Origin of the sequence: Paenibacillus sp. CF095, assembly GCF_900101225.1 — a bacterium.
Lineage (GTDB): Bacteria > Bacillota > Bacilli > Paenibacillales > Paenibacillaceae > Paenibacillus.
On the sequence record NZ_FMZN01000001.1, the window covers coordinates 807869 to 832823 of the forward strand.

At 47.7% G+C, this 24955-nt stretch carries 21 protein-coding genes; 17 read left to right on the forward strand and 4 right to left on the reverse strand.

Going from position 1 to position 24955, the window contains the following annotated elements; all coding sequences use genetic code 11:
• The first annotated feature begins 116 nt into the window (after nt 1–116).
• The 3 genes from BLS69_RS03545 to glsA all read left to right on the forward strand — a co-directional run bounded on the left by BLS69_RS03545 (nt 117) and on the right by glsA (nt 3173).
• Nucleotides 117–1352, forward strand: coding sequence for an L-lactate MFS transporter (locus tag BLS69_RS03545; RefSeq protein WP_091034815.1), 1236 nt, complete (start codon nt 117–119; stop codon nt 1350–1352).
• A 260-nt stretch (nt 1353–1612) separates the two neighbouring features.
• Nucleotides 1613–2095: a GNAT family N-acetyltransferase gene (locus BLS69_RS03550; RefSeq protein ID WP_091028682.1), complete on the forward strand. Its 483-nt coding sequence runs from the start codon at nt 1613–1615 to the stop codon at nt 2093–2095.
• A gap of 136 nt (nt 2096–2231) precedes the next feature.
• Nucleotides 2232–3173: a glutaminase A gene (gene glsA / locus BLS69_RS03555; RefSeq protein WP_091028684.1), complete on the forward strand. Its 942-nt coding sequence runs from the start codon at nt 2232–2234 to the stop codon at nt 3171–3173.
• Between the two features lie 213 nt (nt 3174–3386).
• Here the strand turns inward: glsA and BLS69_RS03560 are convergent, their stop codons facing one another.
• Together BLS69_RS03560 and BLS69_RS03565 are read right to left on the reverse strand one after the other, a co-directional pair.
• Nucleotides 3387–3728, reverse strand: a complete 342-nt coding sequence (locus tag BLS69_RS03560; RefSeq protein ID WP_091028686.1) for a YolD-like family protein — start codon at nt 3726–3728, stop codon at nt 3387–3389.
• Nucleotides 3725–4969 carry a DNA polymerase IV gene (locus BLS69_RS03565; protein ID WP_091028687.1) on the reverse strand — a complete coding sequence of 415 codons (1245 nt, stop codon included), beginning with the start codon at nt 4967–4969 and terminating at the stop codon, nt 3725–3727. Before BLS69_RS03565 ends, BLS69_RS03560 begins: the two co-directional genes overlap by 4 nt.
• An 857-nt stretch (nt 4970–5826) precedes the next feature.
• Here BLS69_RS03565 and BLS69_RS03575 point away from each other — a divergent pair.
• The 6 genes from BLS69_RS03575 (at nt 5827) to BLS69_RS03600 (ending at nt 14145) form a co-directional block, all read left to right on the forward strand.
• On the forward strand, nt 5827–8052 hold the full coding sequence (locus BLS69_RS03575) for a hypothetical protein (protein WP_091028689.1): 2226 nt from the start codon (nt 5827–5829) through the stop codon (nt 8050–8052).
• Between the two features lie 26 nt (nt 8053–8078).
• Nucleotides 8079–9287, forward strand: a complete 1209-nt coding sequence (locus BLS69_RS03580; protein WP_091028691.1) for a HEAT repeat domain-containing protein — start codon at nt 8079–8081, stop codon at nt 9285–9287.
• A 22-nt stretch (nt 9288–9309) separates the two neighbouring features.
• On the forward strand, nt 9310–10710 hold the full coding sequence (locus tag BLS69_RS03585; RefSeq protein WP_176872555.1) for a glycosyltransferase family 2 protein: 1401 nt from the start codon (nt 9310–9312) through the stop codon (nt 10708–10710).
• Nucleotides 10711–10949: 239 nt separating this feature from the next.
• The gene (locus tag BLS69_RS03590; protein ID WP_091028692.1) at nt 10950–11753 is read left to right on the forward strand and encodes a response regulator transcription factor; all 804 of its coding nucleotides are present in this window, start codon (nt 10950–10952) and stop codon (nt 11751–11753) included.
• 92 nt (nt 11754–11845) lie between these two features.
• Nucleotides 11846–13213, forward strand: coding sequence for a nucleotide sugar dehydrogenase (locus tag BLS69_RS03595; protein ID WP_091028694.1), 1368 nt, complete (start codon nt 11846–11848; stop codon nt 13211–13213).
• An 8-nt stretch (nt 13214–13221) separates the two neighbouring features.
• A complete protein-coding gene (locus tag BLS69_RS03600; RefSeq protein WP_091028697.1) occupies nt 13222–14145 on the forward strand; it encodes a hypothetical protein in 924 nt (307 codons plus the stop codon).
• Between the two features lie 260 nt (nt 14146–14405).
• Here BLS69_RS03600 and BLS69_RS03605 read toward each other — a convergent pair whose 3' ends face one another.
• Complete coding sequence (locus BLS69_RS03605) at nt 14406–15278, reverse strand: helix-turn-helix transcriptional regulator (protein WP_091028700.1); 873 nt, start codon at nt 15276–15278, stop codon at nt 14406–14408.
• A gap of 548 nt (nt 15279–15826) precedes the next feature.
• On the opposite strand from BLS69_RS03605, the gene BLS69_RS03610 reads away from it, so the two are divergent.
• From BLS69_RS03610 to BLS69_RS03635, 6 genes are all read left to right on the forward strand, one after another.
• The gene (locus tag BLS69_RS03610) at nt 15827–17011 is read left to right on the forward strand and encodes an LLM class flavin-dependent oxidoreductase (protein ID WP_091034818.1); all 1185 of its coding nucleotides are present in this window, start codon (nt 15827–15829) and stop codon (nt 17009–17011) included.
• A 210-nt stretch (nt 17012–17221) separates the two neighbouring features.
• Nucleotides 17222–18496 (forward strand): ABC transporter substrate-binding protein, encoded by a 1275-nt coding sequence (locus BLS69_RS03615; RefSeq protein WP_091028701.1) that lies wholly within the window; start codon nt 17222–17224, stop codon nt 18494–18496.
• A gap of 3 nt (nt 18497–18499) precedes the next feature.
• Nucleotides 18500–19372 (forward strand): carbohydrate ABC transporter permease, encoded by an 873-nt coding sequence (locus tag BLS69_RS03620; RefSeq protein WP_017687487.1) that lies wholly within the window; start codon nt 18500–18502, stop codon nt 19370–19372.
• Nucleotides 19373–19421: 49 nt separating this feature from the next.
• The gene (locus BLS69_RS03625; RefSeq protein WP_017687488.1) at nt 19422–20237 is read left to right on the forward strand and encodes a carbohydrate ABC transporter permease; all 816 of its coding nucleotides are present in this window, start codon (nt 19422–19424) and stop codon (nt 20235–20237) included.
• Between the two features lie 113 nt (nt 20238–20350).
• Nucleotides 20351–21568 carry an MFS transporter gene (locus BLS69_RS03630; RefSeq protein ID WP_074095747.1) on the forward strand — a complete coding sequence of 406 codons (1218 nt, stop codon included), beginning with the start codon at nt 20351–20353 and terminating at the stop codon, nt 21566–21568.
• 278 nt (nt 21569–21846) lie between these two features.
• The gene (locus tag BLS69_RS03635; RefSeq protein WP_256332217.1) at nt 21847–22734 is read left to right on the forward strand and encodes a cell wall hydrolase; all 888 of its coding nucleotides are present in this window, start codon (nt 21847–21849) and stop codon (nt 22732–22734) included.
• A gap of 157 nt (nt 22735–22891) precedes the next feature.
• Here BLS69_RS03635 and BLS69_RS03640 read toward each other — a convergent pair whose 3' ends face one another.
• On the reverse strand, nt 22892–23662 hold the full coding sequence (locus BLS69_RS03640; protein WP_091028703.1) for a hypothetical protein: 771 nt from the start codon (nt 23660–23662) through the stop codon (nt 22892–22894).
• 231 nt (nt 23663–23893) lie between these two features.
• On the opposite strand from BLS69_RS03640, the gene BLS69_RS03645 reads away from it, so the two are divergent.
• Both BLS69_RS03645 and BLS69_RS03650 read left to right on the forward strand, forming a co-directional pair.
• Nucleotides 23894–24178 (forward strand): DUF3139 domain-containing protein, encoded by a 285-nt coding sequence (locus tag BLS69_RS03645; protein WP_091028705.1) that lies wholly within the window; start codon nt 23894–23896, stop codon nt 24176–24178.
• A 308-nt stretch (nt 24179–24486) separates the two neighbouring features.
• Complete coding sequence (locus tag BLS69_RS03650) at nt 24487–24918, forward strand: hypothetical protein (RefSeq protein WP_091028707.1); 432 nt, start codon at nt 24487–24489, stop codon at nt 24916–24918.
• Nucleotides 24919–24955: the final 37 nt, after the last annotated feature.

Below are 24955 nucleotides of genomic sequence, written 5' to 3' on the forward strand. Positions count from 1 at the left end.
TATGATTAACTTGTGAACGCATTCATGTATATGACATCGGCAAAGGGGAGATCACGATGAAAGCAACCATTTCATCCGTTTCATCAACACCTGAATCAACTTCTGCACCTACAAAAATGAACCGCTGGCTTATTGTTTTGGGGACCATCATTGTACAAATGGGTCTTGGAACCATCTATACTTGGAGTTTATTTAATCAACCGCTGTCTGATCGTTTCGGATGGGACGTCAGCTCGGTCGCGATAACTTTTTCAATTACCAGTTTTGCTTTGGCATTTGCCACATTGTTCGCAGGACGGTTACAGGAACGTTGGGGTCTTCAGCGCCTGATCCGTGTAGCCGGGGTTGTGCTTGGGTTGGGTCTCATTTTGAGTTCTCAAGTCACCTCGTTAACACTGCTGTACATTTTGGCTGGATTTGTTGTTGGTTTTGCAGATGGTACGGCGTACATTACGTCACTGTCTAATCTGATCAAATGGTTCCCGGAGCGTAAAGGCCTGATCTCGGGGATCTCGGTCGGCGCCTTTGGTACAGGTAGTTTATTGTTCAAATATGTGAACTCGGCATTGATTGGTGCCGTTGGTCCTGCTCAGGCATTTATGTACTGGGGCATTATCGTTCTGGTTCTGGTCGTTGCGGGATCATTCCTGATTCGTGAAGCGGTTGTTCGTGAACAAGCTCCGGCAAGCAAGGAAGGATCCAAACAAGTCGTGGCACGTCATGATTACACGGTGAAAGAGATGCTGCGTACAAAAGAAGCGTACATGCTGTTTGTTATTTTCTTCACGGCGTGTATGAGCGGTTTGTATCTGATCGGTATTGTCAAAGATATCGGTGTACAGCTCGCTGGACTTGATGTAGCTACCGCTGCAAACGCAGTGGCCATGGTTGCGATCTTTAACACGGCAGGACGTATTATTCTCGGTGCGCTGTCGGATAAAGTAGGACGAATGAAGGTCATTGCTGGTGCGCTGCTTGTTACAGCCGTAGCTGTTATGACACTTAGTCTTGTTCCACTGACCTTCGGGATTTTCTTCGCCTGTGTCGCGGCCGTTGCATTCTGCTTTGGCGGTAACATTACGGTGTTCCCGGCGATTGTGGCCGATTACTTCGGACTGAAGAATCAGAGCAAAAACTATGGCGTGATCTATCAGGGATTTGGATTTGGTGCCTTGGCAGGATCATTTATCAGCGCCCTGTTGGGCGGATTCCATCTAACCTTCATCGTGATTGCCGTACTCTGCGCTGTCTCGCTGTTGCTCGCACTGATCATTACACCTCCGGGTCAAGGTCGTCGTGCACGTCAACGTGAAAAACAGATGAACCTTAACCCTTCATCACGGGCAAGCTAACACATGCACTGGAAGTACGGAACAGAGAATATTTCTTCATCTTAAACAGCAAATTAAAAAACAAAGTAAACAAAGCGGTCTCCAGACGAGGCCGCTTTTTGGTATCTACAGTTGTCAGATTGCTGACTTGTTGGGCTATCGAACCATCTGGCTGCCTGCGAGCGTGGTGCCCTGTGTGCATTCCATCATTCGCATCTGTTATACTCTAGATGAATTCATCAAGACTAAGACCAAGTTATGTACCCCAGAGGAGGCATATCATGAAGTTCATTAAATACACACAACCTGATTTTGATGATTATTATGCATTGGTTTCCAATATGGAAGTAATGAAACAGATTACAGAACGTGCAATACCGGAGCAAGAGGCGAGAACGCAATTTGAGTCCATGCTGGAGTTTAATGAGCGTTCCACTTGCGGACATTACCGGGTATTTAGTGAAGATGGTGCTGGTGTGGCGTATGCCAAATTGATTCCGGATCAAGAGGACCCGACCAAGGCTGAGATAGGTTACATGATCCTGCCTGAACATTGGGGCAAAGGTCAAGGCACATCCATAGCATCACGGTTGATTATTCAGGCACAAGCCGCAGGGATTGGATCACTCTATGCAGTTATCGATCCGGGTAACGCTGCTTCCCGCCGGATCTTGACCCGCCAGAACTTTGTATCCACCTGGACAGGCGATTACGATGGTCTTCCCGGCGAGATTTTGGAGTTAAATCTTCAAACGAAGCGGTAAAGGAACTGTTCTGAGGGTAATCAGATAATATATGGCATCTTGCATGATGCAGATGGGGCTCATTATCATCATGGTGCATGGGTTCAACATTTCATGCAAGATGCTTGCTTATATAGAGATGTGGAGGAGATGACATATGAGCAATTCAACCATGGAACGTCTGAATGCATTACTGCCGGAGTGGCTGGAGACCAGTCGTTTGCACACCGGGCAGGGTAAGGTGGCTTCTTATATCCCAGAGCTTGTCAAAGCCTCTCAGGATGAGCTTGGTATACATATCATGGACGCCGAAGGAAACCATGTGTCGGCAGGGGATTGCGGTGTTCCATTTACGATGCAAAGTATCTCCAAAGTATTTACCCTTATTCTGGCCCTGATGGATCATGGGGAAGAAGCGGTTTTCTTTAATGTAGGAAAAGAACCGACAGGCGACGATTACGATTCGATGATCAAGCTTGAATTGGTTGAACCCGGTATTCCATTTAATCCATTGATTAATGCAGGTGCGATTACGGTGTCCTCGCTTGTTGGAGGAGACTGTAAGGAAGAAAAATCACGCCGCATTCTGGAGTTTTTCCGCAAACTGGCGAATAATGATCAGCTGGGCTATAACGAAGAGGTATTTCAGTCCGAATCGGAGAGCGGTCACCTGAATCGTTCGCTTGGTTATTTCCTGAAGCATAATGGCGTGATCAAGGATGACGTGGAAGATGTACTCGCCGTGTATTTCCGTCATTGCTCCATTGAAGTTACCTGTGCTGATCTGGCACGAATGTCACTTGTTCTGGCTTATGATGGAACAGATCCAATTACGGGCAATGAACTTATTCCTCGCCGATATGTACAGATTGCCAAAACCTTCATGACGACCTGTGGGATGTACAATGCGTCAGGCGAATTTGCCATCGAGGTAGGTTTGCCCGCCAAGAGTGGTGTATCTGGAGGCATCTTGACCCTTGTACCAGGACAATTCGGCATTGGTCTTGTAGGCCCGGCTCTGAATCGCAAAGGCAACAGTATTGCTGGCGTACACCTGCTCGAGCGTCTGTCCAAGGAATTCGACTGGAGCTTTTTCTAAAAAGTTTTCTGAAAAAAGTCATACCCTCATATGTAGCCGATGAATCACATATCCGATATTTTGCTTCTTTTGAACGAAGTGAATGTTGGGGATATGTTTCGTCGGCTATTTTTGGTATTCATCAGGATGTGTAGGAAGGCAGTCCTGCATGGTAACGACCATGCTGCATCTATCATGGAATATCCACAACACCGGGGGGGGGGGTATACCCCTTCATTCATTGGCAAGCGCCACATCCGTAATGAGGTTCATCTGAATATCCCGGGACCCATCTTCCATCAGTAGTCTGAGGGTCCGGGCAGGACGGTCCAGCCGAAGCACCTGCCCCGTGTAACGGATATCGTCATGTTCGTGAAACAACGTAATAGTGACCCTATCTCCAAGCATCATCGAGTTGCTGAGCAAACGGGACATTTCTTCCGCGGCCTGGGCATCCAGGGATGGGCGGGTACGAGGAGCAAGTTGTTCCTGATGAAGAATGTAAGCTTCCCGGTGTTCGGGGAGCATCATGCGTGAGGACTCGAAGATACCGTTTTGCTGCAATTTTTTACTCATTTATAATGACCTCCAATTTTATGAGAACGTTCATGGGCTTGCGCGGACGAGCAGAGGGAGGATGCCCGCATGATGGCGGTATCTCCGTACCTGCGCTTGATATCATCCGTGGCACGTTCCAATTCTCTTTTACGTTCACGGTCATCAAACCAGGACAGCTGTACTTCAGAATCGGGTACAAGTCCGGTCAATGACACGCTGATGCGGCGGATGGGTAATCCGTCCCAATGGCGCAGGAACAGAGCTGCTGCCGCATCGTATACTTCATCCGTAATGTTGGTGGGTTCATTCACCTTCATCTGGCGGGAGAAACCGGTTGGCCGATCATAATCCTGTCCGCGACAACCAACCGAGACCACATGGCCCATGAGTGATTTGTCCCGGGAACGTCGACTGACGAGTTCCGCCAGTTCAAGCAGTACCACTTTGATATCTTCCCAGGAGTCATAGTCCCGGGGCAGCGTCATCTGATGTCCGATTCCCTGCTGCTGATGAGCATATGTCCCGGGTTTGACCGGGGAATCGTCAATACCGCGGGCGATACGCCACAGTACCTCACCATTTACACCCCAACGTTCTCTCAGTCGGGACAATGGGGTCTGGGCCAGATCACCGATCGTATGGACGCCCATCTTGTAGAGATGCTGTGCCATGCGGGAACCAACCATGAACATGTCTCGCACAGGCTTCTCCCAGATGGTTGAAGGCAGATCTTTGCGAGGCAGCGTGCAGATGCCACTAGGGACTTTTTTGGCATATAGATCACAGGCCATCTTGCTAACGACCTTCGTATCACTGATACCGATCCGAATGTACACACCCGTCTCATCCATCACCCTCGATTGAATGCTGCGGGCAATCGTCTCGGGACTACCGAACAGATCCAGGCTTCCGGTGACATCGAGAAACTGTTCGTCAATACTATAGGGTTCCACCAGATCGGTGTAAGACTGAAGGATACGCGTAATATGAAGGGACACCCGAATGTACTCGGCCATCCGAGGGCGAACAACAACAACATCCGGACATTTGGCAAGCGCTTCGCCTAGTCGTTCTGCTGTCGTAATTCCATAGGACTTGGCGAGTGGACAGGCCGCAAGAATAATACCCGAACGGCGCGCCGGATCTCCCGCAACAACGAGGGGGCGGTCCTTGTATTCGGGGTGTGCAGACTTCTCCACACTGGCATAGAATGACTGGCAGTCTGCCAGCATGATGACACGTCTGTCTTGGCGGGGCATAAGACTTCTCTCCTTATCCGTGATGCTAAGCTCATCTGTTAAGTATCAATGATCTTCATTTGAACATCGATAATTAACAGTTTATTTACAGTATGGAACAAGTGTTCTTGTTTTATAAGCATATCCGACAATTCGAAATGCAGCAACCGGAATTATTTTGCAAATTGGACACAATTATGGGTTAGCTATATTAGAGGCAGAAATTAGGAAATAAGATGTGCTTTTTTACATTTAATGTGAGAGATCTGTGACCTCTGGGTGATGACCGGGCGTTCATTTGGGTTTTTGTAAAAGGGTTATAAATGGGCACAGTCCTATAGAGGGGGACTGATGTCCTTTTTTGATTTTCTGCATTTTTCAGAAAACCTTGATGTGACGCGGAATATCGCTGATGCGTTATCGGACTATAGTATCAATTTTGTAATCTTTATGGTTAATACTGTAAAAAGGTCCGCAACTTTAAAATATAACTCGCGTTTAATGGGGTATGTGTTCAAACGGCAAACGTTGCCTGTACCCGCGTTGCACATAACAATAAAGGTTCCAGAAGTGCAAGATCAGCAGGGTATCTAATCCATGCGATTCCAGCAAATATTAGTGTTTGGGAATCAGACGTATTCTGGAGGCTTTCGGATGCTAGTTGATGGCGCTTTTTACGAATTATGGGCAGAATGTTCCATTTCATGTTTGCTTCCATCAGCCTAGTTACAAATGCAGAGTCTTAGCGCTATAGTGAGAACTACACCGCTGACATCTCTACCAAGCGGACATCCGAAGCGGAATGATTCGTAAACTTCATGTTGGACCATTCGATGTTGAAGCAGGATGCATATTAGAGAGGTGAGCAATCTAAAGACATGAGCAGACAAAGACGAAGACGCTGGCTATTAACGGTGTTGACAGGAGCAGTGGTGGTGACCGGTGGGATATTTGCCGGATGGCACTATATGCAACCCAAGCTCGTTACGTACACAGCGGAGAACGGCACGGAGATGAAATTCAAGACCGATGGAGACCGGTTCATGGAATACGGGCCAGATGGAACGTGGAGGGAGATGTTCGTCAAAGGTGTCAACCTGGGCGCAACTTCACCGGGGCATTACCCGGGAGAATTCCCGCTGACCAAAGAGGATTACTTGCGGTGGTTCCAGCAGATCGAGGATCTGGGAGCCAATGTAATCCGGGTATACACGGTTCACGAACCCATTTTCTACTCCGCATTAGTCGAATATAACCGCGGCCGGGAGCAACCGTTATATTTTATACAGGGCATATGGTCACCTGAAGAAGAGTTGATTGAGAAACAGGATGCCTATGCAGCCCATATTGAGCAGACGTTCAAGCAGGAGATTGAAAAGGCCGTATCTGCTGTCTATGGCGATGCGGACATTCCTGCCAAGCAGGGAGAGTCCAGCGGCAAATACAAAACGAATGCAGGAAAATACCTGATGGCCTGGCATGTGGGGACGGAATGGGACCCGGCGATGGTAGACAACACAAACGCAAAACATGCGGACGTGCCGCAATATAAGGGAGCTTATTTCTCGGCGAGTCCAGAAGCGTCACCGTTCGAGAACTGGCTCGCAGAGTTACTGGATCATACGGCGGTCCTGGAGAAGAAGTATGGATGGGAACATCCGATAACCTTCACCAATTGGGTAACGACCGATGTGCTGGATCATCCCGGCGAGCCGCTGTATGAAGAGGATCTCGTCAGTGTGGATGCCCGACATATTCAGCCGGAGGCGTGGCAGGGAGGTTATTTTGCAGCCTACCATGTGTACCCGTATTACCCGGATTTGTTCCATATCGATAAAACACTCCAAACGATCAAGGATGAGAACGGTGAGTACAACACGTACAAAAGTTATCTGCGCAAGCTGAAAGCCGAGTTTTCCGATATGCCTGTAATGATTACAGAGTATGGCGTACCCTCTTCTCTTGGCATTTCCCATCTGGGTATGGGAGGACGGAATCAGGGTGGACATAACGAAGTAGAGCAGGGAGATATTGACGCGTCACTGACGCAGGATATCTATGATGAAGGATACTCGGGAGCGATTGTGTTCATGTGGCAGGATGAATGGTTCAAAAAAACATGGAACACGATGCCACTGGAAATCCCGGCTGATCGCCGTGCATATTGGCTGAACGTGCTGACAAACGAGAAGATGTTTGGTCTGCTTGCCATGGACCCCGGTAAACAGGAACAGTTGACCATCGACGGATCACTGGATGACTGGAATGATCTGAAGGATGAAGAGGTCACGACCTGGCAGGGCCAAGTGGACGGCATTCAGGAAATGAAGATGACCCATGATGAAGCTTATCTGTATATTGGGCTGACCTTGGATCAACCGTTTGACCCGGCTAAGACAGTGTTACGAATTGGGACCGATACACTTGCTGGAGGCAGTCAGCCTGACAAGTTACTCCCGGGCCGGACGCTCAGTGATGGTCTTGAGACGGTGATTACACTGGGGCAGGATGAAGAATCTCAGGTGGAGATTGCCAAGGATTATGACTTTAATCAGCGTCTGTATGGCAAGGATGGATACGACATGCTACCAGATCAGCAGTCAGACTCCGCAGATCCGTTCCACCCATGGAATCTGGCAGTCAGCCTGAGAATGACACCGCCGGATACCCGATCTGCTCATCCATTCATGAATGAAAAGGTCGGAACATTGAAGCGGGGAACGACGGCTCCCGGTCAGCCCGATACGGATTCATTAACGGCATGGCAGTATAACGGCAATCAAGTGGAGATGCGAATTCCCTGGATGCTGCTCGGGTTCGGTGATCCGAGTTCGCTGCAAACGATTGACTATGGGCCGCTCAAGAATGGACGTGAGTTCTCCACAGTTGCTGTGGAAGGTGTTACCCTTATTCCGTGGTTAACGGACCGCGCCACGAAGAAAGTATCTTGGCCTGGGGGTGAACAGACGACCCTGGATCTGAAGACATTGCCCGTATATAGCTGGCAGCCTTGGGAGCAGGTGCAGTATAGTGAACGCCTGAAGCTAAGCTATGAAAAAATGAAGAAGAGTTATGAAAAAATTCCTAGTTTTCAGATCGAATAAATGAGTATAAAGGAGGACCTTTTCACATGTTTCCAAGTTTGGCTTTGGCCTATCTGTTTTTGTACATCTGTATCGCACTTGTTGTTGTAGGCGTCATCGTATTGTTTGCCATGAAAATGTCCCACAATGGCAAACGACGTAAGACGGCGTTTTATGAATTGAAGCAGCGTGACTACTTCACCTATCTGCAAACAGCCTTGACCGAGAATAGTCCACTCAAATTGCCACCAGGCAAGCTGGCTCCGCTGGAACGCAGAGTCATTCAGGACAGGCTGATTGAATGGATCGACCAGTTCAAGGGTGAGTATCGTGATAAATTAATCGCACTATGCCGTGAAGCAGGATTCGTAGAGCATGATCTGAAGGAACTGGGCCGTCTGCGTTATGGTCGCCAGATTGATGCGGCTTATCGCTTGGGTGGCATGCGTTGTCCCGAAGCCGTTCCGGGTTTGATGGAATTGCTGAAGGATGAGAAACCGGGCCCGATGGCCATTATGATTGGTCGGTCCATCTCCAGATGTACGACTCGGCAAGGTGAACTGAAAGACATGCTGGCATTGCTGTTAACCAAAGGTAAGTCCATTCACCATCTGGCAGCAGATATTCTGCTCGAAACGAGTCTGGATACGAGCAGAATTCTAATTGAATTGCTGGAAGACCGGAATCCTGATTTTGTTAAAGTCGGACTGGTTGCTATGTGGGGACAAGCTGTACCTGAAGTGATGCCTGCACTCGACAGACTGGTAGGCGCAGAACATCAGGATGTACGTGCCGAAGCGGTGAAGCTGTATCTTAGCGCAAGTCCGGCGCTCCGGGATGAGACGATTCTGAAGCTGATTCAGGACCCTGACCCGGAAGTTCGCGCCGAAGTGGTACAAGCGCTTGGTTCGAAACATGCATCTGGCAGCATTCCATTACTGCGCAAAGCGCTGCGGGATGAAGACTGGAGAGTTCGCTATAACAGTGCGGAGAGTCTGAGCAAGCTCGGTGAACCGGGATTCGAAGCGCTGTGTCAGGCTGCGGTGCAAGGTACAGTTGCTGAGCGCGAGATTGCGATGCAGCAGATTGAGAGTACCATGCAGCACACGAGAACCGATGACAGAGCTGTAGAGCAGATGATTGCACATAACAAAAAAAGACTGCTGTACGATCGCTATTTTGGCCCTGTACGAGAGAACAGAACCAGCAAGAAACGTACAAGTGTCGCTACGGTAGGAGGGGATTACACTGCTTAGGGATCTACTATTAATCTACGGCATGGTCGCAATCTACTATGTTGTTTTTGTAAATACGCTCTATTTTTCCATTCTGGCTTTATCGTTCCGTAATATCTGGACGATCTTCCGACGGTCGCATTATTCCAAATACAATACATTGTCAGGCTCGGAACTGGTGCCTTCGGTCTCTCTGCTGGTACCGGCGTACAACGAGGAACTGACGATTATTGAAAATGTGAACTGTCTGATGACGCTGAATTATCCAACATATGAAGTCATTGTTGTAAATGATGGCTCCAGTGATGCGACACTGAATATCCTGTTGAAAGAATATCGTCTGAAGCCAGTACCCAATACGAAGATTCGGGGTAAGATCGCCTGTCAGAAAATTCGTGGGATCTACCACAATCCAGAGTTCCCGGATCTGTATGTCATTGACAAGGAAAACGGCGGTAAGGCCGATTCCCTCAATGCCGGGATCAACCTGTCCCATTATCCGTTGATCTCTTCCATCGATGCTGATTCGTTGCTGGAGAAGGATGCCCTGATCCGCATGGCTCGCATGTATATGGAGAATCCGGAAGAGACAGTAGCCATCGGTGGAGATGTAAGGATCGCTAATGGCTGCAAAATTGAAAACGGGGCAGTGCAAGATGTATCGCTGCCACGCAAGATCTGGCCCATGTTCCAGTCGATCGAATATCTCAAAGCCTTCCTGGGCGGACGGATTGGCTGGAGTCACATGAACGGTCTGATCATTGTCTCTGGTGCCTTCGGCATGTTCCGTAAGGACGCTGTAATCGCCGTGGGTGGATACCGGGATGGTTATCCTGGGGAAGACATGAACATCATCATTAAACTTCACCGTTACATGCTGGAAAACAAATTGAAGTATCGCATTGCCTTCTGCCCTGAGGCTGTGTGCTGGACGCAGGCACCGGATTCCTACCGGATCTTGTCCAGTCAGCGCAAGCGCTGGGGCCGTGGGAACCTGAAGAACATGCTGGAGAATCGGGGCATGCTGTTCAATCCGAAATATAAGGTTATGGGTATGGTGACCATGCCATATAACGTCCTTTTTGAAGCGCTGAACCCGTATTTCCGGATTACCGGACTTCTGGCACTCGCCGGATATGTCCTTCTGGATATGACGCAATGGCCGATTCTGGTTCTGTTCGGACTGCTGAACTTTGTGAGTGGTTATCTGCTGAGTGTAGGCGCACTTGTCCTGGAGGAGATTGCTTTCAAACGCTACAACAAGCTCTCGGATCTGGTCAAAATGCTGGTCTACTCCGCGCTGAAATTCGTAGGTTACCACCAGCTCGGCGTATTGTGGAGGTTGCAGGGACATGTGCAGTTCATGCAAAACAACAATTCATGGGGTACCATGACACGCCAAAGCTGGTCCGAGGATGAGAAGAAAACAAGCGAAGCTGCTTGAGTAAAGAATAATCAAAGCAATTATATGTCCAACTAGACATTTACACGATAACGGAGAGGGCAGAAAAAGCCTGAAGAAGCGAAGCGTTCGCCTTTATTCCCGGATTTCCCCTTGTATAAAGGAATCAAAAAAATCTGGGGATAACAGTGATCGAAAGGTTGTTCTGTCATCGGAGTGTCAGTGTAAATAACATTTTACTGGACTTATATAGATAATCGAGGAGAAGGGTGGAAAAGAACATGCCAAATACGGCGACATTGCAGCGTGAGGCTGCCGTTAATGTGTACCGAAGTGTAGAACAGGAATTGAAGGAAACGGGTGCCGAAACATGCGGCTTAATGTTCATCCATTGTGCAGGAAACTCTCAACCTGAGCAGCAGGTCAGGACACATCTGGAGCAGACGAGCGGGACAGCCTTCCAGGTGTGGAAGGATGGGGCCACTCAGGCGATTGCCGTCCTGCTGCCAGGGTTGTCACTGGATGAAGTTCATTATGAAGGACTTCGGATCAAGCATGAACTGCAAGAGACTGTACCCGGTGCCGATCCACAGATTACACTGGCCAGTTTCCCGGAAGGGGAGCGCCCTTCGAAGGCAACTATTCAGCATATGGCTGAATCCTCGAAGCTCGTAGATTCGTCGGAGATTCATATCTACACGCTGGACAATACGGCGGACGAACCGGAACGCATTTTGATTGTGGACAACGATCCTACGGTACGCGAATTCCTGCAATTGCGGTTGAAGATGCAGGGGTACGAAACCTATGAAGCTGTCGATGGACTGGCTGCACTGGAGTTGATCGAGAAGGTTACACCAGACCTGGTGCTCACGGAGCTGAATCTGTATGGCATCGACGGTCTGCCGTTCATCCATCATATCCAGAACCTGGAGATGGAGCAGCCACCCAAAATTGTCGTGTTGACCGAGCAACGTGTCGAGCAGACGATCAGTCAATGCTTCCGCAGCGGCGTGGATGATTACATGACCAAACCGTTTTCGCCTGTAGAGCTGGATGCCCGAATCAGACGCTGCCTTCATTAGAAGATAGATTAGAGCAACATTTAGAGCACAGACACTCATCTATTTATATGGATTTTAAGCACCAACAAAATACACTGCCCGGAGGGAATATCATGGAGAATCAACAATTCCACACATTACTGAATGCGATTGAAAATAAAGAAGCTGTACTCGGCGTCGTCGGGCTCGGTTACGTAGGACTTCCACTTGCCGTGGAAATGGTCAATCAAGGTTTCACGGTAATCGGAATTGATCTGGATGCGTCCAAAGTAGAAAGTATCTATCAAGGAGATTCCTATATTCACGATATTTCGTCCGATGAGTTGAAAAAAGTAATGCAAAGCGGTCGTTTCCAGCCAACGACAGATTACAGTATGCTGCGCGTGATCGACGCACTCAGTATCTGCGTACCGACACCGCTTAGTGAAAATCAGGACCCGGATACGTCTTACATCGAGACGGTTGTGGATCAGATCAAACTGCATATGAAACCAGGCATGCTGATTACGCTGGAGAGCACTACTTATCCAGGTACAACCGAAGAACTGATCCAGCAACAGCTGGACAAGATCGGACAAGAAGCAGGTAAAGACTATTTCCTCTGCTTCTCGCCTGAGCGTGTGGACCCGTCGAACGGACGTTTCACCACATTTAATACGCCGAAAGTAATCGGGGGCACAACTGAAGCTTGCTTGAAGCTCGGAACAGCGCTATATAGCAAATATGTAGAAACCGTAGTACCGGTATCTTCACCAAAAGTGGCTGAGATGTCCAAACTGCTGGAGAACACATTCCGCAGTGTGAACATTGCCTTTGTAAATGAAATGGCGATGATGTGCGATCGTATGGGTATCGATATCTGGGAAGTTATTGACGCGGCGGCGACGAAACCATTTGGTTTCATGCCATTCTATCCAGGCCCAGGCATCGGTGGACACTGCATTCCGCTTGATCCGATGTACCTGTCATGGAAGGCCAAAGGTTTCCGTTTCTATAGCAAATTCATTGAGCTGGCGCAATCTACCAATGACAACATGCCATATTATGTGTTGAACAAAACGTCAACGATTCTGAACGAATACGCTAAATCCGTACGTAAATCCAATATTCTGCTCCTCGGTATGTCGTACAAACCGAATATTGCCGACCTGCGTGAATCACCAGGACTGGAAGTATATGAACTGTTCAAGGAAAGTGGAGCTAACGTAAGCTACTACGACCCACATGCAGATTCCTTCCAGGACAAGCATGGCGAGACCGTACACAGCGAAGTGTTCAATCTGGAGCAGTTCAAAAAGTACGATTGCATCGTACTGATCACCAACCACAGCGATTTGCCTTACTTTGATATTGCCGAGATGGGTGTACCGATTCTGGATACACGTAATGCGTTCCGTTCGTACACACATCCGCATATCTACAAGATTGGTCACTCGGTACAGCATCCTGTGCTTGAACCAAGTGAAGCGTTGCTCGTCTGAGGAAATATATGAGGCAACGGGGCAAACTGGTGGGTATGGCGAAATGGGCCATTCTGGCTGTGGTGTTGTGCCTGCTGCTTCTGTCCTGGATGTTCAAATGGTTCTCGGCAGAGGAGCACAAAGCGACCTGGCTGTGGGACGCGTCCATTATTGCAGAACAGACGCCTGAGATTATTACCTTTTCCAAAGAACAGGGCGTGGATACCATCTTCCTGCAAATCCAGGATGAGGTGCCTGACGCAACATACCGCAAATTCATTGCGGCTGCAGGGCAGGCCGAGATTGAAGTGCATGGACTTAACGGTCATGCAGACTGGGCCTATGAGGAGAAGCGGGATGAAGGGCTTGCTTTTATCGAGCGAGTACGAGCATACAATGCAGCTTCGGCGAAGAATGAACGCTTCCAAGGCATTCAACTGGATGTGGAGCCGTATCAGCTGAAACGCTGGGAGAACGAGGAGAGCAGCGTCATTGCAGAGTGGCAGAACAACATGAAGGCCTGGACAAAAGCCGGCGAGGATGCCGGACTGTACATGAGCGCTGCCATTCCGTTCTGGCTTGATGCCCGTCAGTCGGCTGAAGGTGACGGTACATTCAGTCGCTGGGTGATCTCCCACTTCGATGCGGTGGCCATTATGGCTTACCGGGACAGTGGTCAGCAGATGTATGATCTGTCCAAGGAAGAACTGGACGAAGCGGATGATCTCGGCAAGAAAGTCTGGATTGGAGCGGAACTCGCGGATACACACGAGGGGGATCACCTGACCTTTTTCCGTAAACCGGTTAGCAATATGAATGAAGAGATGGCAAAGGTGTTTGATCTGGGTTCCTCTCATTCTTCTTTTGCGGGTGTGGCTGTGCATCATTATGAAGCATGGTATGCCAAGGAGAATGGTATTCCGCTTGCACGTAAGGATGAGGAGAAGGAATAGCGTTACGTCAACGTAAAAAAGTTCCTCGTTTTGGGTACGTGCAGTCAAGACTATAGTATAGAAAAAAGGCAAGTCCCGGGTTGAAGGGGCTTGCCTTTTTTGGTGGTAGATTTCGTAATGGATTTTGCAGCACGATGATGTGCAGGATATGAAACTCAGGAGTCCGTTGCAATTTGGTAGACGCGGCCTTGTGCACAACCGTACACAAGGCGTGGAGCATGAGGCATGGATTATAGGCTGGGGAGCGAAAGGTCGCTCCCTCACTCTTTTGTGGTCTCCGCTGTACGATAGCGATTGGGCGGCAGCCCGACTTGCTTTTTAAACGCTTTGGAGAAGGAGAACAAGTCCGGATAACCTACGGAATGAGCCACTTCAGTTAAGCTTAGCGGCGTCTGCACGAGCAGACGTTTGGCCTGATTCATTTTCAATTGTTGGATATATTGCACAGGGGACAGACCATAGGCTTTGCGGAACTGTTTGGCAAAATGGGTTCGATCCACACCCGCATGAGAGGACACACCTTCCACGGAGATGCCACCTGCAAAATGAATATCCATGTATTCTTTGCCTTTCTGAAGCCAAGGTATGGCTGAATCCGGTTGCAATCCTTTGGTTGCGGGAGAACGGGCAATTCGGTCAAAAAGGCTTAAAAACCGAGTGAGTCGTCCCAGATCACTCGCTCCATCCTGCGGTTTACGAACATCCTCCATGAACGAGCGCATGGCACTTGCAGTCTCCGGCGTCAGTACACCTGAACGATACGGTGAATCGGGTGTAAGTCCAATTCGAAATAGCAGTTCGGCTGCATGTGCACCGTCAAAGGCAATAAATATTTTCTGCAACGTGTCTTCCGGGTCCGTCCAGTACTCATGGGTAACATGCGGAAACAGACAGAACGCATCCCTTGCTCGAAGGGCATGATGCTGTCCGTTCTGTATGAATGTACCTTCCCCCTCCAGCACAAATAGCAAATAATGATAAGGCGTAGTACGCGGGCCAATATGATAGTTGGTCTTGGCTATATTGCGGCCAATGCGAATCGGCCAGGCGCCACCAGCTTTCTCGAATTCAGATGGAGTGAAGAAAATAATATCCAAAAACTCATGGTGGTCCTCCTTCATACTCTCGGTCATCAGGAACACCTCTTTATTGTATAAGTATCGTTTGTAGATTTTAAAAGTTTCACTTATAACCTATTATACAGGTGGGTTTTATACATATTCAAGATCACGAAGACCTAAATCTGAGAAAAGACCACAAAATGACAAAATGAAATTGCCGCGAAATGACATTGCTCACAGACAAATCAATTGTTATGATGTCCATACCTATTAAACCAAGTTAATTAATCGGCATTTGAGTGTGTACTTTGAAAATGAGTTAGAAATTAGGCGCACTTTAAAAATAAATTTCAAGAGATGCCAAGTAGTGGAGGGGACGAAATCGATTCTGAAGAAGCGAAGCGGTCGCCTGAAAGCTTTCTGAAAGAAAGCTACATCTGAAGCATAAGCTATCCTTGAATTTTTACCTTTAAAAAGGAGAATCAAAAAAATTCAAGGATAACAGTGATCGGAAGAACGATTCGTACCCGGAACGTCAAGGAGGCGTAACGGTAACTTTTTTAACATGAGACTTTATTTATTCATAGAAGGGATTGACTTTTGTGAGCGAACAGGAAGAAATGAAGTTTGGATGGTTTTTGCCTACAGCAGGGGATGGTAAGTATGTAGGGGTTGCCCCAGAGCGGGAGCCAAGTCTTGATTATCTGGTCGATGTAGCACAGACAGCGGAGAAGGCAGGATTCGAATTTGTACTAATTCCAACAGGGGGAGCCTGTCTGGATGCATGGGTAGTTGGTTCGGCTGTGATGAGTCACACGAAGACATTGCGTCCACTTGTCGCCATTCGCCCGGGTTTGGTTACACCCGTACTCGCTGCACGCATGGGAGCGGCATTGGATCAGCTATCGGGTGGTCGCGCCATGATCAATGTGGTGACAGGCAGTTCTGTTCGAGATCTGGAGGAACTCGGCGATCCACTGGCACATGCGCATGATGAACGGTATGTACGGGCGAGCGAGTATATGGAAGTGATGAAGCGTTCATGGACCCAATCGACGGGACTGAATCTGACGGAGTTTGCCGGAAGTGGTTCAAAATCTGGTGCAGACGCACCCAGCGATCCCAATCCTGAATTCAACGGTCAGTATTACAACTTCAAAGGACCAGTAGGCATGCCGGAGACGGTGCAAAATCCGCATCCACCATTCTATCTGGGAGGAAGTTCTCCGATTGCCAAAAAGGTCGCTGTTGAACATGCAGATACGTTCCTCATGTGGGGCGAGCCTCATGACTGGATTCAGGAGCAGATCGAAGAGATTGAGGTCATCCGTCAGCAGGTGAAAGAGGAAACGGGACAAGATCGTCAGCTCCGTTACGGCATGCGTGCTCAGGTGCTCATTCGGGATACCGAAGAAGAAGCATGGGCAGCAGCTTGGGAGATTATAAGCAAAGTACCACCAGAAGCGATTGAGAAAGCCAAAGCCGCTTTTGCCGAAACGGATGCAACCAACCAACGCAGACAGAACGAGTTACGGGAACTGTCCGAGAAGCAGCAGTTTGTCGTAGGTCCCAACCTGTGGACAGGCTTATCCGTTGTGCGTTCCGGCGGTGCGATCCTTATTGTAGGTACAGCCGAACAGGTCGCAGAGCGTTTGATGGAGTATGGAGATCTGGGCGTTACAACCTTCATTCTGTCCGGTTACCCGCATCTGGAAGAGGCCGAAATCTTCGGCCGGACCGTGATGCCGATCATTCGCGAGAAATGGAAAACAAGACAGAAGCAACATTCAGTTACTACCAACTAAATAAGTTAAACTTTTTTACACGATAACGAAGCGTTCAAAACAAATCTGGAAAAGCGAAGCGATCGCCTTTATCCCCGGATTTTAACCATTGAAGAAATAGTTCAAAGAAATTCGGGGATAACAGCGATTGGAAGATTGTTCTGAACGCGTAGTGATACAGTGTAAATCATTCTTTCAACTTATATAACATCCTTCAGGAGGTCGTCTTTCATGAAAAAAAATAAAAAATTGATCCTGCCGCTTGTCAGTATGCTGGTGATGTCCATCCTGCTGTCAGCTTGCGGCAGTGGGGATAACGCGTCATCTGGAGAGAACGGCTCCTCGGGTTCAGGTAAAGTTACGATCAGCTTCATGCACTGGCGTGGAGAAGATGTGGAAGCACTGAACAAAACCATTGACGCTTTTGAGACAGCAAATCCGAACATTAAAGTGGAGATGCAGACACTGCCCTCCGATCAATATCAGTCCACCGTACAATCCAAAATCAGTGACGGTTCGGTAGGGGATGTATTTGCTTCCTTCCCGGGTGCACAGTTCGAAGCTTTCACCAAAGCCGGCTTGTTCACGGACCTGACCGGATCATCGTTTCTGTCGGCCTACAATTCAAAGCTGATTGAATCAGGACAGCATGATGGCAAGCAATATGCGATCCCGTATCAACTCGTATATAACGATCCTATCTATAACGTAAAACTGTTTGAACAATACGGCCTGACGCCACCGACCGATTGGGAAGGTTTCCTGGCACTTTGCCAGAAGCTAAAAGACAATGGCATCATTCCGATTGCCTTTGCCGGAGCGGACATTGGCCCAGGGCAATTCATGAATACGATGGTGATGAACAATGCACCAAGTGACGACATTTTTACCAAAGTGGAAGCTGGCGAAGCTAAACTAACGGATGAGTTCTGGGTGAAAACGTTGACTCAAATCAAGGAACTGAACGATAAAGGTTACTTCCAGCAAGATGCACTGGGCACGAAGGACCCTGCGGCTGGCGCACTGTTTATTCAAGAAAAAGCAGCGATGCTGGCAAGTGGATCGTATCAATTAGCTCAGAACAAGCAGCAGAATCCAAATCTGGAGCAAAAACTGCTTGCACCGATTACCGTAAGCGCAGATCAAGCGAAGTATGAAGGAGTGCATACGACCACATTCATGCTCGCCGTGAACAGCAAGTCAAAACATCCGGAAGAAGCGAAGAAGTTCCTCGAATTCCTTAGCAATCCCGATGTAGCGAGTGACTATGCCAACCAAACGGGACAGAATGTAACGGTGAATGATGTGAAGTACGATACGCCTGAGCTTCAGGTAGCCGGAGAATGGGCGAGCAAAAAGACCGTGTTCCAGCCACGGTTCACCATCCTGAACGGAGATAATCAAAAAGCAGTAACCAACTCCATCCAGGCTGTACTGAGCGGCACTTCTCCAGAAGAAGCAGCACAGCAGGCACAAGCGATCATTGATCAGCATATCGGGAAATAAACGATGAAAAACCGTCTTCAGCTATCCCTGTTTCTGATCCCTGGGTTGCTGCTGTACGTTGGATTGTTCGTATTTCCTACATTGACGGGGCTGTTCTATTCCTTTACGGATTGGGACGGGGTATCCCCGTCGTATGCATTTGTAGGGCTGGATAATTACAAGGACAGTCTCAGCAGCATCGTATTCCGCAAAGCCTTTGGCAACAACGTGGAGTTTATGTTAACGGTTGTTATTGCACAAACCTTTATTTCACTTGTCCTGGCCCTGCTCCTGGTACGCAATACCAAGACACGCATTGTGCTTCGGGCATTGTATTTCCTGCCTGCGATTCTGTCCTCCGTATCGGTCGGACTGATCTGGGCATTTATGTATGATCCATCCATTGGATTGATCAACTATGGACTGAATGAAGCCGGGATGAGCAGCATCGCTCGTAACTGGATTGGTGATCCCAAGATCGCCATCTATTCCATCGCTGCGGTACAAGTCTGGGCCCATGCTGGACAGATGATGATTGTATTCATCGCAGGTCTGCAAGGTATTCCGGCAGAACTTTATGAAGCGGCTCGTATGGACGGCGGCAGCAAATGGCAGGTATTCCGTACCGTGACCTGGCCGCTGCTGGCACCTTCGGCGACGATTGTTGTGGCCTACACGACCATTCAGTCGTTCAAGGCATTTGACCTCATTTTTACAATGACGGACGGAGGCCCGAACTACGCAACTGAAATTTTGACAACATATATCTATCATACCGCCTTTGGCAGCTATTCATTTGGTCTGGCTTCTGCGGGTTCCATGATCTTCCTGGTGTTGCTCGCGTTGCTGACGTTATTGCAGTTCAAGGCACTACGCGCTGACCGGGTGAGCTATTGAGGTTGATGTTGGAGCATTCATCCTGCAATCGAGGCAGAAGGGAGTTCACATGTTTTTAAAATGGTTCAATCGCCTGATCTTATTGGTGTACGCGCTGCTGATTCTGGTGCCGCTGTACTTTGTATTTGTATCCTCGTTCAAAACAAGCAGCAACTTCTTCACCAGTCCATTCAGCTGGCCGGACCCGTTTACGTGGGATAACATCACTGGCATGTTCCGCAATCAGCCGATGTGGCAATATTTCGGAAACAGTCTGGTCGTGACGCTTGGTACGGTTGCCATTGAGTTATTGCTGAGCAGCATGATTGCTTACGCCATTGTCCGCTGGGGCGGCAGTGTAGGCAAAATCGTGTTTGCTCTGTTCGTAGCCGGTCTTATCGTTCCTTCCCAGGTGAGTATGCTGCCGATCTATTCCCTTACGCGTACCCTCGGCTGGTCGGACAGTCTGACGGGCCTGATTGTGGTATCTGCAGCGATGCTGATGCCTGTCTCTGTGTTCATGCTGACAGGCTTCATGCGCATGCTCAATTCGGAGATTCTGGAAGCGGGTAGTATGGATGGAGCTAGTGAATGGAGGCTCTATACCCGGATTGCACTGCCACTCGCTGCACCTTCACTGGCGGCAACGGCTACGTTCCTACTCGTCATGGTATGGAATGACTTGCTTATTCCCATGCTGATGCTCAGTAGTAAGAGCAAGCTCACGTTACCGCTCGCGCTTATGCAGTTCCGCGGGGAATACGTGACGAATTATCCGATGATGCTTACGGGGGTGCTGGTAACGGCCATTCCGATGATCGTGCTGTTTCTTCTGCTCCAACGTTACTTTGTTGCAGGTCTGACAGCGGGTTCACTCAAGGGGTGAGGTATCGCAGAAATCGGAAGGAAAAGCTTATTTTGCATTGATTTCTGGAGCATTCTGCATAATAATGATTTAGTGTCAGAGTGACTACATAGAGATCAAGGGAGCTATAAGTGATGAGCAAACTGGAAGTATTGCGGAATCCCAAGCAGCGTAAGCTGCTGTTCAGTGCCGGCATGAGCTGGCTGTTTGATGCGATGGAAGTCGGTATGATCTCCTTTATCGTGGCTGCACTCGCCAAGGAATGGAGTCTCAGTCCCGGACAAGTCGGCGTGCTTACGAGTATTAACTCGATCGGTATGGCGCTCGGTGCTTTGCTTGCGGGTGCGCTCGCGGACCGTTTTGGACGGAAGGCCATTCTGATGTGGACCTTGCTAATCTTCACGATTGCAAGTGGTCTGTCTGCATTGGCGACTGGATTTGCCGTGTTGTGTGCACTGCGTCTGGTTGCAGGGATTGGACTTGGCGGAGAGCTACCCGTGGCATCCACACTGGTGTCGGAGTCGATGCCTACAGCAGAACGGGGACGTGCCGTTGTATTATTGGAAAGTTTCTGGGCAGGGGGCTGGATTGTATCGGCGCTCATTGCCAACTTTGTCATCCCGGAGTACGGATGGAGAATTGCCTTTGCCATTGGTGCACTTCCGGCGTTCTACGCATTATATCTGCGACGTGCCATTCAGGACCCGCCGCGGTACAAGAATCATACCAAGCTTCATAAAATCACGTTCCGCGAGAAAGTGGCTACCGTCTGGTCAGCACCACATCGCCGTACAACGTTGATGCTCTGGATTTTGTGGTTTACCGTCATTTTCTCTTATTATGGAATGTTCCTGTGGTTGCCTTCGGTTGTAATGGCAAAAGGATTTACGTTGGTCAAAAGCTTCCAATACGTGCTGATCATGACGATTGCACAGTTGCCAGGTTACTTCACCGCGGCGTACTTCATTGAACGTTACGGTCGCAAGTTCGTACTGGTTGTGTACCTTACCTTGACCGCATTCAGTGCGATTGCGTTCGGACTGGCAACAACGGAAGCGACGATCTTGGCCGCAGGAATCTGTCTTTCCTTCTTCAATCTGGGAGCCTGGGGTGGTCTGTACGCCTACAGCCCGGAATTGTATCCGACTTCCGTTCGTTCGACAGGTGTTGGACTTGCCACATCGGTTGGCCGAATCGGTGGTGTACTTGCCCCATTAATGGTCGGTATGCTGGTTCAACGTGAAGTTGCGATCAGTCTGATTTTCACGATTTTCTTCGTGACAATCCTCATTGGCGCAGCGGCTGTACTGTTCTGGGGCCGGGAAACGAAGGGTCAGGAACTGGCCGAGTAATTGTCAATAAATACAACGCAACTTTTGTACGGGTCTGCCTGCCTACGGAAATAACGGGTTGGACAAGCGGTATATGGTTGATACAAGAAGGGGCATGACCATGGTGTGACCATGGGCTCATGCCTCTTTTTGTTATGTTCGGTGTCGTTTTTTCACTGCGTCATCGGTCCGATAGACTTCATTTTTTCTATATCCTATAATGACACTCGGGATGTCCAACCGTGAGGATTCAGGAGGAAGATGTGGGATCTGGATTCAGAAAAGTGGAGGTTAATGGAATGATGAAGAACAATATTGGAATGGATCAACCGAATGAAATGAATGAAAAGAATATGATAATTGAATTAGATAGCGTGAGTGAGATGAAAGAGATGAAGGTGGTTAGCCATATGAACAGTAATGAACGCACTACAGTTGATAGCACGAATGAGGGGGTAGATCTGTTAACGATTGCTGACAACATGGAGCCTATCACTGTCAGTCGGAAAGTCACTCATGGAAAGGGGAAAATGGCTGGCAAAAGAGCAGGGCGGGTCAGCATGCTCCTCGGTGCCTGCGCATTGACTCTGGGATTGACCGTGGCAGCTCCTTCTGCGGGAGCACAGAAGTTGGAACAGGGCGTTCGTAGCGAACATGTGCTGCAATTGCAGGAGCAATTAAGCGATCTGGGCTACTTCAATGCTGGAATGACTGGATATTACGGTACCATCACCAAAGGTGCTGTCCGCAAGTTCCAGCAGGCGCAGGGACTGAGTGCAGACGGCGTTGCAGGTCCAGCGACGCTGAACAGGCTGAACAAAAAGGCCAAAGCAGAGGGCGAAACGCTGCGCCAGTTGGCGAAGCTGATCCATGGTGAAGCGCGCGGAGAATCTTTTGAAGGGCAAGTCGCTGTAGGAGCGGTTGTGTTGAATCGGGTACATTCAAGTGAATTCCCATCGTCTATTTCGAAAGTTATTTTCCAGAAAGGGCAGTTCACGGCTATAGACGATGGCCAGTTTAATACCAAGCCAACCCAGACCTCTTACAGGGCTGCTCGCAAAGCTTTGAATGGCGCTGATCCGACGAACGGAGCGCTCTATTATTACAATCCGAAGATTGCCACTTCGGTGTGGAGTAAGAGCAGGCCGACGCTTCTGACCATTGGGCAGCATGATTTTACGAGATGAGATAGTTTGAGTTATTAGATAGAGCAAAGGTATTTTCTTAATACAACAAGGAACCCCGGCTGTATGCTGCTCATCTGCAGGTACGTGGCCGGGGTTTAATAATTATCATATCGTGTAAAAATGATATCCTATTATTGAAGCAAATATAAGTTTAATATTACTTCTGGACCGTGAAAGGGATAATCAACGAAGTAGGCTCTACAATGGTTTCTCCAGTGTCATAGTCATAGATTCTATTGAAAACCAATTCAAGGGATTCCAGCTTGTCGGGATCATCTGTATAGACTAAACCATAGCCCATATTATCCATAACTACGCCGTCATATTGATGATAAACATAGGGTTTTCTCATGAAATTACGATCTGCTGAGATAGGTTTACCCGTGTTTGGATGAATGGAATTCAAACCGTAAAATCCGATATTTTTATCCGTTGTATTTTCCACACTGTAGATGATTTTGATATACGTCATATCAGGACCGATATCTTCTTGATTCAGAATAGAAATGTTTTTACGGGTATCATCTGGAATATTACTAGCCTCTAATAATTGAGCATCCATCATATGAATAGTTAATGGGCCGAATTCAATACTTTGCTTCAGAGGGACAGTTTTTAACAATTTTAATTGTCCGCCGTAATCAAATGTACCTGTATCTCCGGGTTTGGATAGAAGCGGTGGTAGTGCGCTTTCCAAAAGCTTGTCCTGAAGAATTTTAGCGGCCTGCTCAAATTGATTATAGTCTGGATCAAATCCTTTGTATGTTAGTTCAGAACGGAAAGGCTTTAAACCGGATTCCAAGACAAGTTCAGAATAAGCAGGGTGAGGCTGTAACGGATTGAATTCCAGTTGTGTAGACGTGGCATTATTGGAGCTGTCTGAACCGCCCAAAAGTGCGAGAGCGAGCAGTAATTGAACAATAAACATAAGAAGCGGCACCCTTTCTCTTAGACCCTATTAATTTAAATACATTTTATTTATAATCATAACAAAACAGATCATGGTGACTCATGAGAATATCGACCAAACTTCAGATAATAACATATTGACAAGTTTTGATCTGATCTAGTAGCAAGGGCCTATTCCAAATAAGCGAGTTCAATCAGATTGGTGAATTTCGGATTATATAGAATATAATTAAAGTAAGGGTGAGTAGAAATGAAGTTACTAAAGGCCTCATTAATTATAATTGTACTAGTGGTCATTGCTTCTTTTTCATGGTATGGCTCTTATAAGAGTGACATGAAGAAGCTGGAGGATGAATTGAGAACATATTTAACCGCCGAAAAAGGAATAGATGAGAATACGATTATAAGCATCACCGCTCGTCGCAGCAAAATGCCGATGTATCCTGTTGTCGTCAAATTCAAGGACAATCCGCAGGAATATATCTACAACTATACAGATGAATGGATTCAGCTGACGCCTAATCCGAATGAATAAAGCAATCATACTTGCTAAGACAAAAGAAGATATTATGCTTCACCATTGGATTCGCCTGTCCAATCCTGGAAAATGGATAACGATAAAAACAACGGTAGATTAAGGATGGATTAACACGATGAGAATTATCATATTACCAGCTAAAAAGATGAAGATCGACATCGATCTTATGGCTATCGCGCAGATGCCGCAATTTATAAATTACTTATATTCAAACACGAAAAATACCTCAGCAGATCAAAGATTGGCTAACTAAAAAAGGGATTGGATTCAAGGGATTTTCAGATTAAAGATAAGGGGGATTTTGCATGTCTGTTTCAATATCCATTGAAATAAGTTTATCAAAGCAAATCTCAAGAATGACTATTCTTCGCAAACTCGAAGATTTCGGTTGGTCTTATAACGATCAAGGAAAAGTAACTTATCTACCAATTGGAGACGATAATGACTTTAATTGGCGGAGCAAATCAATTCCTCTAGAGGAGTTACTAAAGATTTTAGTCATAAAGGATAATAAAAGAGAATTAATTGGAGTGGCAATGACTTGGAAAGATACTGATGTAGGGGGAACATTTTTAATTGAAGAGAATGGTACCATACTTATGAGTCCTTATATCAATCGAAAAGTCCTTGATGTAGAAAGTTATAACAAAATAACTGACGTAAATTGGTATGTAACTAAACTAATACCTGTATTTGGTCAATTATTTGAGTCTATTTCTTATAATGAACATGTATAATTTCCTACGCTTAAACCTTGGGGCAATGTCCTTAAGG

Bases quoted from the DNA above. Each gene is read 5' to 3' on its own strand.
- BLS69_RS03545 (WP_091034815.1), top strand. From the start codon at position 117: ATGAACCGCTGGCTTATTGTTTTGGGGACCATCATTGTACAAATGGGT.
- BLS69_RS03550 (WP_091028682.1), top strand. From the start codon at position 1,613: ATGAAGTTCATTAAATACACACAACCTGATTTTGATGATTATTATGCA.
- glsA (WP_091028684.1), top strand. From the start codon at position 2,232: ATGAGCAATTCAACCATGGAACGTCTGAATGCATTACTGCCGGAGTGG.
- BLS69_RS03560 (WP_091028686.1), bottom strand. From the start codon at position 3,728: ATGAGTAAAAAATTGCAGCAAAACGGTATCTTCGAGTCCTCACGCATG.
- BLS69_RS03565 (WP_091028687.1), bottom strand. From the start codon at position 4,969: ATGCCCCGCCAAGACAGACGTGTCATCATGCTGGCAGACTGCCAGTCA.
- BLS69_RS03575 (WP_091028689.1), top strand. From the start codon at position 5,827: ATGAGCAGACAAAGACGAAGACGCTGGCTATTAACGGTGTTGACAGGA.
- BLS69_RS03580 (WP_091028691.1), top strand. From the start codon at position 8,079: ATGTTTCCAAGTTTGGCTTTGGCCTATCTGTTTTTGTACATCTGTATC.
- BLS69_RS03585 (WP_176872555.1), top strand. From the start codon at position 9,310: ATGGTCGCAATCTACTATGTTGTTTTTGTAAATACGCTCTATTTTTCC.
- BLS69_RS03590 (WP_091028692.1), top strand. From the start codon at position 10,950: ATGCCAAATACGGCGACATTGCAGCGTGAGGCTGCCGTTAATGTGTAC.
- BLS69_RS03595 (WP_091028694.1), top strand. From the start codon at position 11,846: ATGGAGAATCAACAATTCCACACATTACTGAATGCGATTGAAAATAAA.
- BLS69_RS03600 (WP_091028697.1), top strand. From the start codon at position 13,222: ATGAGGCAACGGGGCAAACTGGTGGGTATGGCGAAATGGGCCATTCTG.
- BLS69_RS03605 (WP_091028700.1), bottom strand. From the start codon at position 15,278: ATGACCGAGAGTATGAAGGAGGACCACCATGAGTTTTTGGATATTATT.
- BLS69_RS03610 (WP_091034818.1), top strand. From the start codon at position 15,827: ATGAAGTTTGGATGGTTTTTGCCTACAGCAGGGGATGGTAAGTATGTA.
- BLS69_RS03615 (WP_091028701.1), top strand. From the start codon at position 17,222: ATGAAAAAAAATAAAAAATTGATCCTGCCGCTTGTCAGTATGCTGGTG.
- BLS69_RS03620 (WP_017687487.1), top strand. From the start codon at position 18,500: ATGAAAAACCGTCTTCAGCTATCCCTGTTTCTGATCCCTGGGTTGCTG.
- BLS69_RS03625 (WP_017687488.1), top strand. From the start codon at position 19,422: ATGTTTTTAAAATGGTTCAATCGCCTGATCTTATTGGTGTACGCGCTG.
- BLS69_RS03630 (WP_074095747.1), top strand. From the start codon at position 20,351: ATGAGCAAACTGGAAGTATTGCGGAATCCCAAGCAGCGTAAGCTGCTG.
- BLS69_RS03635 (WP_256332217.1), top strand. From the start codon at position 21,847: ATGATGAAGAACAATATTGGAATGGATCAACCGAATGAAATGAATGAA.
- BLS69_RS03640 (WP_091028703.1), bottom strand. From the start codon at position 23,662: ATGTTTATTGTTCAATTACTGCTCGCTCTCGCACTTTTGGGCGGTTCA.
- BLS69_RS03645 (WP_091028705.1), top strand. From the start codon at position 23,894: ATGAAGTTACTAAAGGCCTCATTAATTATAATTGTACTAGTGGTCATT.
- BLS69_RS03650 (WP_091028707.1), top strand. From the start codon at position 24,487: ATGTCTGTTTCAATATCCATTGAAATAAGTTTATCAAAGCAAATCTCA.